Below are 14,393 nucleotides of genomic sequence, written 5' to 3' on the forward strand. Positions count from 1 at the left end.
GGGTACAGCGGCCTGGATGGCCGAAAAGGGGCTGCAACGAGCTGAAAACGCGACTGAGGGCGATGAAATCGTTCCTGAAATGTTTTTTTTGTGAGCCGAGGTCATAATCGCCGCCCATATGGCCGGTATTTCAGACCTTCCCTAGCGAGCGCGTACGATTACGAGAATGATCCAGATAACCACTTTGCCGAGTTGGAGGAACATCTGGACTCCATTTTGCATGCCTACCCAGACTGGCCCGGTATTGATCAGACTATCCAAACCCAGAAATACCGCATTAACGAGTGGGTATCTGAAATATCGCAAGAGCGTGGCAGCGAACCTGCGCAGGGCAGAGAAGATCTTATTTCAACATCCAGTTTTCAAGGTGAGCGGAGCATTTTTGATGACATTGATCTTTAGTGGCAGGCTTATGCTTGCCTTTGTCTTGGATTGCTACAAAAAGAATAGATGAAGGGCTGGTCACAACAAACGGGCAAGCCCCCAATTCGCATTCCTTACTGACCCAGGCTCGCCACTCCACCAACGTATCGGCTTATCAGAAATGAGAGCCGAGCCATGTCATCTTGCTTCCCCTACCAGTATCTGGCTGCTACCAGCCTGCTGATCACAGCCGTGCTGGCAAGTGGTTGTGCGACAACGGTTGTACCGACAGAAACCTCCAACCCTGGAAACGCAGTCTCGGTTCCATGGTCTGCAGAGTCTGAGGTGATTCCCGTTGTACGCCATGGCCGCTACACCCTGGTGGAGCTTGCACCAACTGCAGCACAGCGCGACCTGCTGATGCAGATCGTCGATATGACCCTGCCAGATGATACCAGCGCGTCGGTAGCTGATGGTCTGCGTCAGGTTCTCAAGCACAGCGGCTACCGACTGTGTCAGACCACGTCCACCAACACAGAGCTCTTTGCGCTGCCACTGCCGGCGGCGCACCGGCGTTTGGGGCCCATGACCTTGCGTGATGCGTTGCTGACGCTGGCTGGCCCCGCTTGGGAGTTGCAGGTCTATGAGACAACGCGGGTTATCTGCTTCACCAACCCCCAGTCCAGCGACATTGCTTTGTCACTTTCCAGCATACATCGGCTGGCAGAACCGTGAATCGGGGGCTTGATATGAAACACGGGGCATTGTGCGTTCTGTTGATACTCATGGCACTGCCAGCATGGGCGCAGCCGCCGACCAGGCAAGTCTCTGCCAACCAGCCATCGCAAACCAGCCAGAGCCAGATGGAACAAAGCCACGACCAGCGCTTGGCACGAGAGTGGGGACTGACTAATGAGGAGTGGGCTCGTTATGGTGAATTGATGGACGGCCCGCTGGGAATCTATTCGCCCAACATTGATCCACTTTCAGCCTTGGGTATTGAAGCGCCCTCCGAGCAGGAACAACGTCGCTACGCAGAACTTCAAGTGCAAGCCGAAGCCCAACGAGTCGAAAAATTGCTGGCCTACCAGCGCGCCTACGATGAGGCTTGGCAGCGGTTGTACCCCGACGCGCAGCGCGTGAGTCTGCCCGATGCGACGCCGGGTGGCATGTCAGTTATAGGCAGCGGGCGCGCCGCACTTTTTGTAAAGGACGATTGCGCCCGTTGCGGTTTACTCGTGCAGCGCTTGCAGAAGACAGGCACTGAATTCGATCTGTACATGGTCGACAGCGGTCAGGACGATGCCCGCATCCGTGACCTGGCCAAACGCATGCAGATCGATCCGGCCAGGGTACGAAGCGGTTCCATTACGCTCAATCATGACGGTGGCCGCTGGCTTTCACTCGGTCTGCCGGGTGACCTGCCTGCTGTCGTGCATAGGGTGAATGGGCAATGGCAGCGTCAACAGTGAACACCCTGTTGCGGGTGCCAGCGCTGCTGATTTCGGTCTGGGCGATTAACAGCCAGGCTCAGGAAATCCCGCCGCCGGCTTATCAGTTGGCTGCCCAGCAAGCGGGCATCCCATCGACGGTGCTGTTTGCTGTGGCCTTGCAAGAGAGCGGCCTCCAGCGCAATGACCGCATCATTCCCTGGCCCTGGTCACTGAATATCGCGGGCCAGTCGCATCGATATGCCACGCAATCACAGGCCTGCGCCGGGTTACAGCAAGCGTTGCGCGATGTGCCTCTCAAACGCATCGATGCAGGACTCGCGCAGATCAATCTGGGCTACCAGAAGCACCGCTATCGCCGCCCGTGCGATCTGCTGGACCCCTACACCAACCTGCAAATCGCTGCCGCCATCCTGCGTGAACAATATAGACCCGGCGAAGACTGGCTGTTGGCGATGGGGCGCTATCACCGCCCGGCAGGCGGGGAACCCGCAGCGCGATATCGACGCAGTGTTTCCCAGCATCTGAATCGTGTTCAGGGGTCGTCCGCAACACCACGCACGATGCAATCGGAGGTTTCGCCATGAAAGTGGCCATCCTGATCCTGAGCAGCCTGGTTTGTTGTATCACCGTTATCCCCAGATCAGTGCTGCAAGCAGCAGAGCCCGCAGAACCGCTGATTGTAGTGGACGATCACGGTGGTGCATCGGCATTACCGTATTACGAAGCGCTCAACCTGTTGCCGCGCACCGGCAACTTTCAGCATCCGCCACTTTCCATACCTGAAGCGCCGCCGATGGTATCCAGCGAAACGCAGATGCTGCCGGTGCGCAGTTCAAGGCTGACACCCGGCAAGGTCACGCGACAGGTTATTGAAGCACCGGGGCTACAGCCGTTCTTTCTGATTGGTGATGACGCGGCTTCTCATGCCTGGCTACGCCGCCAGGAGGCCAGTCTGCGTGATCGACAAGCCGCTGGTCTGGTGGTCAACGTTGAGACGCTGGCGGGACTGACACAGCTGCGGGCGTTGGTGCCCGGTCTGCAGCTCTGGCCTGTATCAGGGGACGACCTGGCCGACCGGCTGGGGCTTCGGCACTATCCTGTGCTGATTACCGCTACCGGCATCGAGCAATGATGTCATGGCACAGGCTCAACCGGTCGAGGTGCTGCTGCGTCCTGCGGTGGAGCTGTTCACCGTGGCGGTGTGCATTGGCGCCGCGATTCTATGCCTGGCGGCGCCCTGGTCCCTCGCGCTAAACGCCAGTGTGGGTATGGGTAGTGCCCTGGCATTTGCCGCCTTCGGCGCAATCCGCTTTCGGCAAGCCCAGGCGATCCTGCGCTATCGACGTAATATCCGCCGCCTGCCGCGCTATGTGATGACCAGCCGCGAGGTGCCGGTCAGTCAGCAGCGGCTGTTTATCGGCAAGGGCTTTTTGTGGGAGCAGAAGCATACCCACCGTCTGACGCAAACCTACCGACCTGATTTCCGCCGCTATGTGGAGCCCACAACGGCTTATCGGGTGGCGCGGCGCCTGGAAGAACGACTGGAATTTGCGCCGTTTCCCTTATCGGCGCTGGTGAAGTTCACGACATGGGATGTACCACTCAATCCAGTGCGTCCCTTGCCACCGGTCGGCGGTTTGCCGCGGCTGCATGGCATTGAACCGCACGAGGTCGACGTCAGTCTGCCACTTGGTGAGCGGGTCGGCCATTCACTGGTGCTGGGCACCACACGGGTCGGCAAGACCCGGCTGGCCGAACTGTTCATTACACAGGACATACGCCGCAGGAATCCAGCAGGCGAGCATGAGGTTGTGATTGTCTTCGACCCCAAAGGCGATGCTGATCTGCTGAAACGCATGTACGTCGAGGCGAAACGCGCTGGGCGTGAAGGTGAGTTTTATATCTTCCATCTGGGCTGGCCGGAAATCAGTGCTCGCTACAACGCCGTGGGCCGGTTTGGACGGATTTCCGAAGTGGCCACGCGTATTGCGGGTCAGCTCTCGGGTGAGGGCAACAGCGCTGCCTTTCGGGAGTTCGCCTGGCGTTTCGTCAACATTGTCGCTCGCGCCTTGATTGAGCTGGGGCAGCGCCCGGACTATATGCTGATCCAGCGCCATGTGGTCAATATCGATGCGCTGTTCATCGAATACGCCCAGCACTATTTTGCCCGAACCGACCCGAAAGCCTGGGATGTCATTGTCCAGCTGGAAGGGCGGCTCAACGACAGAAACATACCGCGCAACATGATCGGGCGTGAGAAGCGGGTGGTCGCGCTGGAGCAGTACCTGAGCCAGGTACGCAACTACGACCCGGTACTGGATGGTCTGCGCAGTGCCGTCCGCTACGATAAAACCTATTTCGACAAGATTGTCGCCAGCCTGCTGCCACTGTTGGAAAAACTCACCAGCGGTAAGATCGCGCAGCTACTCGCGCCCGATTATGCGGATCTGACTGACCCCAGGCCCATCTTCGACTGGATGCAGATTATCCGCAAACGGGCAGTGGTCTACGTCGGCCTGGACGCACTGTCCGATACAGAAGTGGCCGCTGCGGTGGGCAACTCGATGTTCTCCGACATGGTGTCGGTCGCAGGCCATATCTATAAACACGGTATCGACGATGGCTTACCGGGCGCATCGGCCGATTCCCGGGTGCCAATTAACGTCCACGCAGATGAATTCAATGAACTCATGGGTGACGAGTTCATCCCGATGATTAACAAAGGCGGTGGAGCCGGCATTCAGGTCACCGCTTATACACAGACCCTGTCGGACATCGAAGCGCGTATCGGCAACCGTGCCAAAGCGGGGCAGGTGATCGGCAACTTCAATAACCTGTTCATGCTCAGGGTCAGAGAGACGGCTACAGCAGAGCTACTGACCAATCAGTTGCCCAAGGTCGAGGTGTACACCACCACAGTGGTCAGCGGTGCAACGGACAGCTCAGATATCCATGGCAGTACCGATTTCACCAGCAACACTCAGGATCGCATCAGCCTGTCCAGCGTACCGATGATTGAACCTTCGCATGTGGTTCAGCTACCCAAAGGCCAATGCTTCGCGCTGATGCAGGGGGGCAATCTGTGGAAGATCCGCATGCCGCTGCCAGCCGCTGACCCGGATGAAGTCATGCCGGCTGACCTGCGAGAGCTGGCTGACTATATGCGCCAGAGCTACACCGAATCAGGCCAATGGTGGCAGAACCTCGGTACGCCTTTGCAGCAGCAGGAGCTGCTTCCAGAAGGACTGCTCGACGATGACCATCTGCAGGATAGAGGGCAGGGGGGATGCTGCCATGAGCGATGCGCCCGCTACAGCACATAAACACCAAACACAAAGGCACAGTCTTATCGTGCGGCTCATCAGCTTGCCTTTGCGATTATTGGGTGTGCTGATCGGCGCCTTGCTGATGTCGATAGTCATCGAATGTGTGGGTATGCACCTGTTCTGGAAGGACGAAGGCTGGCAACACTCGCAATCGATGCTGCAGTATGAGCTGAGTCATCTATCAAGCCAATTCACCCGGAGCGCGATTATCCAGGAGCCGGGACGCACCGCGCACCAGCTGGTGGACACCGGCTATCAGTGGATATTCATCAAGACCGGTTTGGTTGATCAGATGAGCCGCAAAGCGCAACGTGCCCGCGCACCGAGCCGGGGTGATAAACGGGACTTTCGATACGTCATCAGCCAGACATACGTGTGGATAGAAAACTACCTGATCGCGGCCGCCTTTACGACGCTGACCTTTATGGTGCGGCTTCTGATTCTGGTGTTGACCTTGCCGCTGATCCTGATGGCCGCGTTTGTCGGCCTGGTCGATGGTCTGGTGCGCCGTGACGTCCGAAAGTTCGGAGCGGGGCGAGAGTCGGGTTTCATCTATCACCGCGCCAAAGCCTCGCTCATGCCATTGGCAGTCTTGCCATGGGTGCTGTATCTGGCAATGCCGATATCCGTACATCCGCTGCTCATCCTGTTGCCCAGTGCAGCGGTGCTGGGCCTGGCGGTGAATATCGCTGTGGGAAGTTTTAAAAAGTACCTTTAGCAATACAGCATACTTTGGATTTCAAGTCTCCATAAAATCCATTCGGTTGATGAAGGTTTCTGGTATTCTTAACGAATAATGACCTGTTATGAAACACAACTGCTATTTAGTGATAATGTGCGCGCGGTATCTTAGGCATGTACTGCAATTCTTTTCTCAAGTCGTTGTCTCAGTATGGTAACCCTTCCTCTGTGGGTCGCTGGACGTGGCGATGGGATGAGGGTGATATTTGTTTTATCAATAATCAAGGAGATAGAGTTTGTCGAAACTAGCTGAGTTCCGCCATATTGAAAGGCAGTTGGCTGCACAGCTTGCTGAACTGGAAGCGCTGAAAGACGATAAGGGTTTGCAGCGCGAAATTGAGTTTGAAACCAAACTGCATGAACTGCTCGCTGAGTACACTTTCAGCGCGCAAGAAACCATCAGGCTGCTTGACGGACAACCATCCAAACAAACGTCAGTCGCAGTGCCTGTCAAAGCAGCAAGCAGGGTTCGTCGAGTTAAAACCTACACAAACCCGCACAACGGCCAAGTCGTCCAGACCAAAGGCGGTAATCACAACGTCTTGAAGGAATGGAAGGCTGAATACGGTGCCGCTACGGTCGAGTCCTGGGTGTCTTGATTCAGGCTTGAGTACAGTCAAAAGAGCCTGCGGGCTCTTTTGACCACCCAATAACGTAAATCCCGCCTCAATCCGGTCACCCCTCACTTCCCTTTGTTTGCAGCTTGTACACACCCAACTTGCCACGATCACGTCATTGCTGATCTGAAAAGGGAAGGGTGTGATGGTGCTTATATCTCGGCGGGGCATTGCGACTCGCAGCGCCACTGCGTTGTTCATCACCATCTTGATGGCTGGCGCGCCGCTGCTGGCCCGTGGCGAGACGCCAACACACCGCAGTGAACTGGCCGCCGCTGTTCGCCAACTCAACGCCCTGGAACGCTTGGTTGTACAGAGTGCAGCCCAGTCGCAGGCTGCCCCTGGCGAACGCTACCACTTCGATTACCCACGGCTTCTCGCCGACCTTGAACGTGTACGCACCGGTATCCAGGGCTACCTCACTCCCGTCCGTGCCCAGCCACGTGATCCCGTTGAGCTGATAGGCGCTTACCGCGCTGACAATACGCCGTCAGCGGAGCTCCAGCCATGACCGCCGCGCAGCTGAGCGCCTTTCAGGCCAACAGCGGCATTCCACCTGCCGTGATGGCGACCGCACTGGTCGGCTTCGTATTTACGGTGCTGTTGTTATGGGGCGTCTGGGCTATTCGCACTGCCTACGTGGGCTGGTCGGAAAGCCGAATCAATCAACGTCAGTTCCTCGGTGTCGTCATACGCTTCCTGGCGATGTACCTGGTGCTGACTTTTTTCCTTCTGTCATAGCAATACGGGGCCAACATAATGAAAACGCGCTTCCCTTCACAACGTCACCTTCAGCGCTGCGCATCCACCTTGGGCATCGCCTTTGTACCTGTGCTGTCATTCGCGCAGGGTCTGCCACAGATGGAAGACCCATCTCGCGGTACCGGTGGCGGCATCATGGAAACCATTCGCAATTATGGGTACGACATAGTCCTGTTGGTCGCGCTGCTGGTGGTGGCTTCCATGTTTGTGGGTGTGTGTTATCACGCCTATGGCACCTACGCAGAGATCCACACAGGAAAAAAGACCTGGGGTCAGTTTGGTCTGACGGTCGCCGTGGGGGCGGTGATGCTGGTGATCGGCATCTGGTTGCTCACCGAAGCCACCGGCATCCTGTAAGGGCAGCGTCATGTCTGAGCATCAGCAATTTCTGGCCGATGGCACTGTGTCGTTTCTTCCGCACCGGCTCAACCGGCATCCAGTTGTGGTGCGGGGATTGACCGCCGATGAGCTGTGGATCTGCTGCGGCCTGTCTGGGGTGCTCGGGCTGTTGATCGGTACAACCTTGTCATTGCTGTTCTCGACCTTCGCTCTGGTGCCTACCTTCGCTGTTGTCAGCATTGCCCTGGGCGTTTTCATCGGGGGCGGCTTCCTGCGCCGCCGCAAACGGGGCAGGCCGGACACCTGGCTATATCGGCAATTGCAATGGCGCATAGCGACCCGCTATACGGTGTTCAACGCTTGGGTGGGCGGTCATGGTCTGATTACCCGTTCCGGCCACTGGACCATCCGGCGGGACGTGCCGTGAGCCGGTTCAAGAATGAGGTCACCCACCTGCACGCGCATATCAAAACCCTGCGTATGGGGGTGGCAGCGCTGCTACTGGTGACGCTGATTATGGCGGGCGGCTGGTGGAGCGCGCCGCGTGACCTGACCATTCACGTCCCGCCTGATCTGCGCTCCGGCAGCACCCGGGCATGGTGGGAGGTGCCGCCGGAGTCCGTATACGCCTTTACCTTTTATGTCTTTCAGCAACTCAATCGCTGGCCGAGCAATGGTGACGAAGACTATGCCCGCAACCTGCACAGCCTCTCGGCTTATTTCACACCGGCGTGTCGAGCCTTCCTGCAGGCCGACTATGAATACCGGCGCAGCACTGGTGAGCTGCGCCAACGGATGCGGGGCATCTATGAGATTCCGGGGCGTGGCTATGGCGACAATCCCACCGACCGGGTGCGTGTGCTGTCTGCCCGGGATTGGGTGGTTACGCTCGATCTGACCGCCGAGGAATACCACGGATCGGAGCAAGTCAAACGTGCCTTTGTGCGCTACCCGATCAAGGTCGCTCGGGTGGATGTAGACCCGGCGAGCAACCCCTTCGGTCTGGTTCTCGACTGCTACGACGGTGCGCCTCAGCGCATCACTGTGTCTGCACCAGATACCCTGACCCGTAGTGGTCTGGGGCTGCAAGGAGATTCCCTATGACCTTGAAACACGCTGTTCTGGTCGCGCTAGGATTGCTGGTGTGGGTGTTGGCCAGCGCTGCGCAGGCGGTGGAAATTATGCGCTGGGAACGTCTGCCGCTGACGGTACCGCTGATCGTGGATCAGGAGCGCATAGTGTTTATCGATCGCAATGTTCGCGTAGGGGTTCCTGCCAGTGTCGGCGACCGCCTGCGTGTGCAAAGTGCCGGTGGCGCCGTTTATCTGCGGGCCAGCGAGCCGATTGAGCCTACTCGACTGCAGTTGCAGGATACCGATACCGGCGCGCTGATCCTGCTCGACATTGCTGCCCAGTCAGCCGTTGAGGGTGTGCCTGAAATGGAGCCGGTGCAGATCGTAGAGGAGAATGCAGCAGCACGGGTACAAACGGACGATCCCGTTAATCACCCAGCACCATCACCGCGTGAAACTCCCATACCCGTGGTGCTCACCCGTCATGCCGCCCAGCAGCTTTATGCGCCGCTACGCACCGTCGAAGCAGTGTCAGGCATCACGCGCGTCAACCTGCGTGGTGACCTGAACCTGAATACGCTGCTACCCACCTTGACCGTGCAGGCCGTGGCCTTGGCTTCATGGCGACTGGAGGATCTGTGGCTCACCGCCGTTCGATTGACCAACACCAGCAGCGTCTGGCTGGAGCTGGACCCACGTGTATTGCAGGGCAACTTTGTCACCGCCACCTTCCAGCACCCGACCCTGGGGCCGCGTGGCGTCCCGGAGGACACCACCGTGGTGTACCTGGTGACTCGTGGTCATGGGCTGGCGCAGTCGCTATTGCCCGCCATTCAGCGTTTCGACCCGGCGGTGCATTTGCTGCAACGTCTGCCTGAAGGGATTGAGGGAGACGGCCATGCGCAGTAACGGGTTGCTGAAATGGCTGATGATTCCGGTTGCGCTGCTGGTGCTATTTGCCGTTATTCGCATGTTTTCTGCTGGCAGCACATCCAACTCACAGACAACTGGTGCCGACAATCGACTCACGCCTGAAGAGATGCAGGCACTGGGCATTGAAGGCGACACCCCGCATGACACCGTGGCGACCCTGGTAGCCCAGGTCAAACAAATGCGTGCCGAGCTGCGCAGCGCACAGACCGAGAACCAGTCCCAGCGCAGCGAGAATGAACGCCTGCGCCAACGCGAAGGCACCATCGACCAGCGCATCAGCACCGCGCTGGAATCGGAGCGCGACGAGTTGCGACGGGATCAGACCCGACTGGCCAACGAACGTCAGCAGACAGAGGGCTTGTTGCAGGACGTGCAGCGTCGCCTGGAAAGTATGGGTACTGCCGACCTGCCTGTGGGGCTCGGCCTGCGAGATGGCGATGCCAACGGTTTTGGTACGGGCGACCAGATCCGATGGATCGATCCGGATGATGCCCAGCAGGCCGATAGCGATAGCCGCAAGAGTAGCTTGCGTGCTCCAACCCGCTTCGGCCCCGCACAGCAGCCGCTGGAAACCACCCTGAACAAGATGACAGACGTGGGCGCCAGAGCCGCAGGCGTCAGCAACGTCAAGGCGGTCTATACGGTGCCGAGCAACTCAACGCTCATGGGCTCGGTGGCGATGACTGCACTCATTGGCCGGGTCCCCATCGATGGCACGGTCAACGACCCATACCCATTCAAGGTGGTGGTCGGCCCGGACAACCTCACTGCCAACGGCATCGACATTCCCGATGTAGCCGGTGCCGTGATCAGCGGTACTGCCTCGGGCGACTGGACACTCTCGTGTGTACGCGGCGAAGTGCGCTCCATCACCTTTGTTTTTCAGGACGGCACAATCCGCACCATTCCCGAAGACAGCGAGGACAACGGGCAGCGCAACAACCAGCAGGATGGTCTGGGTTGGATCAGCGATCCCTACGGTATTCCCTGCGTGTCAGGCGTACGCCGCAGCAATGCCCAGCAATACCTCGGCACGCAGGCGCTGATCACCGCAGCAGGTGCAGGGGCAGCGTCACTGATCGATTCGGATAGTGGGCAGATGTCCTACGTCGGCGCAGACGGCTCCATCGGCACCGTAGGGATCGGCGCCAATGAAGCCATGGGTCGTGTTCTGGCCGGTGGTGTGCGCGATATGGCTGATTGGGTCAACAAGCTCTACGGCCAGGCCTTCGCCGCCGTTTATGTGCAGCCGGGCGCAAAGATTGCTGTCCACCTGGAAAAACCGCTAGCCATCGATTACGACCCCGAAGGACGCCGTGTTGATCACCGCGCAGGAGAAAGTCATGCACTCGAACTGGATTAAACCACTGCTGCTGATTGCAGCCGTTGTGGTGCTGGCCGGCTGCGCCACCAACAAGGAAGAACTGATGCCGCACGGCAGCCGTACCATGCAGGACATCTGGCATCACGAGGCCGGTGAGGGCGGTAGCGGCCAAGTGGCTCGCCGTCACTTGCTCGACGCGCGCCAAAGCCTGCGCCGCCCGCTGACCGACGCCGACATGCAAGCGGCCCCAGAACAGCAGGCTCGCTATACCCGCACCGCGGCCAACGAAATTTACCGCCAGTTCCATCGCCTACCCAATCCCGATCTTGTGATGTACGTATTCCCCCATCTGGCGGGCACCGACCCGGTGCCGGTACCCGGCTACAGCACGGTGTTCCCTCTGTATCAGCGCGTTCAGTACGCGATGCCGGGTGAGCGCGTGGAGGACTACTGATGGTGTTCGCGCTTCCCTGGCGCAAGCGTGCCAATAGACCGGAAGATAAAGCTGAACCGGCAGACGTATGGCAGCGCCATGTGAAGGCGCTGAACGAGGCAGGCATCTCTGAGCCTGGCGCAGCAGTGCAGGGCGGCAAGCCGGCCACACATGCCGATGAACAGGCCTTATACCGTAGCGCTCCTTCGTTTGTCAGCCTGCTGCCATGGGTCGAATACCTGCCCGACAGCCGCTGCATGTTGCTGGAAGACGGCCAGTCGGTGGCAGCTTTCTTCGAGCTGACCCCATTGGGTACCGAAGGCCGCGAAGCAATATGGCTGGCCCAGGCCCGCGATTCACTGGAGAACGCATTACAGGACAGCTTTGACGAACTGGAAGACAACCCCTGGGTCGTGCAGCTGTATGCCCAGGACGAAACCAACGTCGACCATTACATGCAGAAGCTCAGAGCGTATATCCAGCCGCGCGCACAGGGCACGGCATTTACCGACTTCTATCTGCGCTTCTTTGAGCACCACCTGGGTGCCATTGCCAAACCCGGCGGGCTCTTCGAGGACACCGTCGTATCGCGTCTACGCTGGCGCGGCCAGAGCCGACGGGTGCGCATGGTGGTGTACCGCCATGTCACCGGGGGCGCCTCACGGCGCGGCCAACTGCCCGAGCAGGAACTGAACATCATCTGCGACCGGTTGCTGGGTGGTCTGTCCAATGCGGGCATCACCACGCAACGGCTGGATGCACCGCAGATCCATGACTGGTTGCTGCGCTGGTTCAATCCGCGTCCCACTCTGCTCGGGCCAACCCAGGAGGATCGCGAGCGCTTCTACCACCTGGCCGCCTACCCGCAGACAAATGAACCTGACGAGCTCGAGTTGGCCTCGGGGCGGGATTTCAGCCAGCGGCTGTTCTTCGGCCAACCGCGCTCGGATGTGGACAAGGGGCTGTGGTACTTCGATGCCATGCCGCACCGGGTCATGGTCACCGACCGCCTGCGCACGCCACCCTTGACTGGCCACCTGACCGGCGAGATCCGCAAAGGTGACGCGATCAACACCGTGTTCGATCAGATGCCGGAAGACAGCATCATGTGTCTGACGCTGGTGGCGACGCCGCAGGATATCCTTGAGACGCACCTCAATCAGCTGGCCAAAAAAGCGGTGGGGGAGACCCTGGACTCCGAACAGACGCGCCAGGCGGTACAACAGGCCCGCTCCCTGATCGGCAGTGCGCACAAACTCTACCGTGCCAGCCTAGTGTTCTACCTGCGTGGTCAGGATGAAACCGAACTGGACAACAGGGGACTGCAGCTGGCTAACGTCATGCTCAATGCCGGCCTGCAGCCGGTACGTGAAGATGATGAAGTGGCGCCCCTCAACAGCTACGTGCGCTGGCTACCCTGCAGCTACAACCCCCGTCAGGATCGGCGCCAGTGGTACACCCAACTGATGTTTGCTCAGCACGCCGCCAACCTTGCCCCAGTATGGGGCCGCAGCCAGGGCACCGGGCATCCCGGCATTACCTTATTCAACCGTGGCGGCGCGCCCATCACCTTCGACCCGTTGAACCGCCTCGATCGGCAAATGAATGCGCACCTGTTCCTGTTTGGGCCATCCGGTTCGGGCAAGTCAGCCACCCTGAACAACCTGCTTATCCAGGTCACCGCCATCTACCGGCCGCGACTGTTTATCGTGGAGGCGGGCAACTCGTTTGGCCTGTTCAGCGATTTTGCCAAGCGCCTCGGGCTGACAGTCAATCGCGTCAAACTCGCGCCGGGCGCAGGCGTCAGTCTGGCGCCGTTCGCCGATGCCAGCCGACTGATCGAAACACCGAGTGATGTCAGGACACTCGACGCTGACGACCTGGGCGACGACCAGCCTGCCGAGACCATGGCAACCGAGACAGCTGAGATAACCGAAGCGGACGAACAGCGCGACGTGCTGGGTGAACTGGAGATCATCGCCCGTCTCATGATCACCGGCGGGGAGGACAAGGAAGAGGCGCGCATGACGCGGGCTGACCGCTCACTGATCCGCCAGTGTATTCTCGATGCAGCACGGCGCTGCGTTGCTGATCAGCGCACGGTACTGACCCACGATGTACGCGATGCCCTGCGTGAACGTGGCCGCGATTCGGCGTTGCCGGAGGCTCGACGCACCCGGTTGCTGGAAATGGCCGACGCCATGGACATGTTCTGCCAGGGCGCCGAGGGCGAAATGTTCGACCGACCAGGTACACCCTGGCCAGAGGCCGACATCACCCTGGTCGATATGGCCACCTATGCCCGGGAAGGCTATAGCGCACAGCTCTCGATTGCCTACATATCGCTGATCAATACCGTCAACAACATCGCAGAGCGTGACCAGTACCTGGGCCGGCCCATCATCAACGTCACTGACGAGGGGCACATCATTACCAGAAATCCGCTGCTGTCGCCCTATGTGGTAAAGATCACCAAAATGTGGCGTAAGCTGGGCGCCTGGTTCTGGCTGGCAACGCAGAATATCGACGACCTGCCCAAGGCAGCCGAGCCCATGCTCAACATGATCGAATGGTGGCTCTGCCTGTCGATGCCCCCAGATGAGGTAGAAAAGATCGCCAAATTCCGCGAACTGTCGCCAGCGCAGAAGGCACTCATGCTGTCGGCCAGAAAGGAAGCAGGCAAATTCACCGAAGGGGTGATTTTGTCCAAGAGCATGGAAGTACTGTTCCGTGCCGTACCTCCCAGCCTATACCTGGCCTTGGCCCAAACGGAGCCTGAAGAAAAAGCCGAGCGCTACCAGCTCATGCAGGAGCATAGCATCAGCGAGCTGGATGCTGCGATCAAAGTGGCGGACAGGATTGATCAGGTACGCGGAATCATGTCACTGCCCCTTAAGGCGTAGGTACACCATGGGTCTGGGCTGGTCATTGAAATCCGCATGACTGTGTGGGTTTTTGTGAAAGGAGACACGAAAAACCCGGCACGGGGCCGGGCTATCGACGGGTGCTAATCCTTTAGCAGAGAACA

At 59.0% G+C, this 14,393-nt stretch carries 16 protein-coding genes; all 16 read left to right on the top strand.

Going from position 1 to position 14,393, the window contains the following annotated elements:
* Positions 1 to 558 precede the first annotated feature (558 nt).
* The 16 genes from pilL2 (at position 559) to BLU11_RS06740 (ending at position 14,268) form a co-directional block, all read left to right on the top strand.
* Positions 559 to 1,098, top strand: a complete 540-nt coding sequence (gene pilL2, locus BLU11_RS06665) for a PFGI-1 class ICE element type IV pilus protein PilL2 (protein ID WP_090272611.1) — start codon at positions 559 to 561, stop codon at positions 1,096 to 1,098.
* Positions 1,099 to 1,112: 14 nt separating this feature from the next.
* Positions 1,113 to 1,835, top strand: coding sequence for a TIGR03759 family integrating conjugative element protein (locus BLU11_RS06670; protein WP_090272612.1), 723 nt, complete (start codon positions 1,113 to 1,115; stop codon positions 1,833 to 1,835).
* Entirely contained in the window at positions 1,817 to 2,401 is a 585-nt protein-coding gene (locus BLU11_RS06675; protein WP_090272613.1) for a transglycosylase SLT domain-containing protein, read from the top strand. The genes BLU11_RS06670 and BLU11_RS06675 overlap by 19 nt, the downstream gene beginning before the upstream one ends.
* Positions 2,398 to 2,949, top strand: a complete 552-nt coding sequence (locus tag BLU11_RS06680) for an integrating conjugative element protein (RefSeq protein ID WP_090272614.1) — start codon at positions 2,398 to 2,400, stop codon at positions 2,947 to 2,949. The genes BLU11_RS06675 and BLU11_RS06680 overlap by 4 nt, the downstream gene beginning before the upstream one ends.
* A 4-nt stretch (positions 2,950 to 2,953) precedes the next feature.
* The gene (gene traD / locus BLU11_RS06685) at positions 2,954 to 5,140 is read left to right on the top strand and encodes a type IV conjugative transfer system coupling protein TraD (protein WP_090272615.1); all 2,187 of its coding nucleotides are present in this window, start codon (positions 2,954 to 2,956) and stop codon (positions 5,138 to 5,140) included.
* Positions 5,112 to 5,861 carry a TIGR03747 family integrating conjugative element membrane protein gene (locus BLU11_RS06690; RefSeq protein WP_090272616.1) on the top strand — a complete coding sequence of 250 codons (750 nt, stop codon included), beginning with the start codon at positions 5,112 to 5,114 and terminating at the stop codon, positions 5,859 to 5,861. Before traD ends, BLU11_RS06690 begins: the two co-directional genes overlap by 29 nt.
* A 259-nt stretch (positions 5,862 to 6,120) precedes the next feature.
* A complete protein-coding gene (locus BLU11_RS06695) occupies positions 6,121 to 6,483 on the top strand; it encodes a histone-like nucleoid-structuring protein, MvaT/MvaU family (protein ID WP_090272617.1) in 363 nt (120 codons plus the stop codon).
* Between the two features lie 163 nt (positions 6,484 to 6,646).
* Complete coding sequence (locus tag BLU11_RS06700) at positions 6,647 to 7,012, top strand: integrative conjugative element protein, RAQPRD family (protein ID WP_090272618.1); 366 nt, start codon at positions 6,647 to 6,649, stop codon at positions 7,010 to 7,012.
* Positions 7,009 to 7,242, top strand: coding sequence for a TIGR03758 family integrating conjugative element protein (locus tag BLU11_RS06705; RefSeq protein WP_090272619.1), 234 nt, complete (start codon positions 7,009 to 7,011; stop codon positions 7,240 to 7,242). The genes BLU11_RS06700 and BLU11_RS06705 overlap by 4 nt, the downstream gene beginning before the upstream one ends.
* A gap of 18 nt (positions 7,243 to 7,260) precedes the next feature.
* Positions 7,261 to 7,620 carry a TIGR03745 family integrating conjugative element membrane protein gene (locus tag BLU11_RS06710; RefSeq protein ID WP_090272620.1) on the top strand — a complete coding sequence of 120 codons (360 nt, stop codon included), beginning with the start codon at positions 7,261 to 7,263 and terminating at the stop codon, positions 7,618 to 7,620.
* Positions 7,621 to 7,630: 10 nt separating this feature from the next.
* Positions 7,631 to 8,029: a TIGR03750 family conjugal transfer protein gene (locus BLU11_RS06715; protein WP_090272621.1), complete on the top strand. Its 399-nt coding sequence runs from the start codon at positions 7,631 to 7,633 to the stop codon at positions 8,027 to 8,029.
* Positions 8,026 to 8,706, top strand: coding sequence for a PFL_4703 family integrating conjugative element protein (locus tag BLU11_RS06720; RefSeq protein ID WP_090272622.1), 681 nt, complete (start codon positions 8,026 to 8,028; stop codon positions 8,704 to 8,706). The genes BLU11_RS06715 and BLU11_RS06720 overlap by 4 nt, the downstream gene beginning before the upstream one ends.
* On the top strand, positions 8,703 to 9,584 hold the full coding sequence (locus tag BLU11_RS06725) for a TIGR03749 family integrating conjugative element protein (protein ID WP_456237239.1): 882 nt from the start codon (positions 8,703 to 8,705) through the stop codon (positions 9,582 to 9,584). Before BLU11_RS06720 ends, BLU11_RS06725 begins: the two co-directional genes overlap by 4 nt.
* Positions 9,574 to 10,971: a TIGR03752 family integrating conjugative element protein gene (locus BLU11_RS06730; RefSeq protein WP_090272623.1), complete on the top strand. Its 1,398-nt coding sequence runs from the start codon at positions 9,574 to 9,576 to the stop codon at positions 10,969 to 10,971. The genes BLU11_RS06725 and BLU11_RS06730 overlap by 11 nt, the downstream gene beginning before the upstream one ends.
* On the top strand, positions 10,952 to 11,386 hold the full coding sequence (locus tag BLU11_RS06735) for a TIGR03751 family conjugal transfer lipoprotein (RefSeq protein WP_090272624.1): 435 nt from the start codon (positions 10,952 to 10,954) through the stop codon (positions 11,384 to 11,386). The genes BLU11_RS06730 and BLU11_RS06735 overlap by 20 nt, the downstream gene beginning before the upstream one ends.
* Entirely contained in the window at positions 11,386 to 14,268 is a 2,883-nt protein-coding gene (locus tag BLU11_RS06740) for a conjugative transfer ATPase (RefSeq protein WP_090272625.1), read from the top strand. The genes BLU11_RS06735 and BLU11_RS06740 overlap by 1 nt, the downstream gene beginning before the upstream one ends.
* Positions 14,269 to 14,393 lie beyond the last annotated feature (125 nt).

Source organism: Halopseudomonas litoralis, assembly GCF_900105005.1.
Lineage (GTDB): Bacteria > Pseudomonadota > Gammaproteobacteria > Pseudomonadales > Pseudomonadaceae > Halopseudomonas > Halopseudomonas litoralis.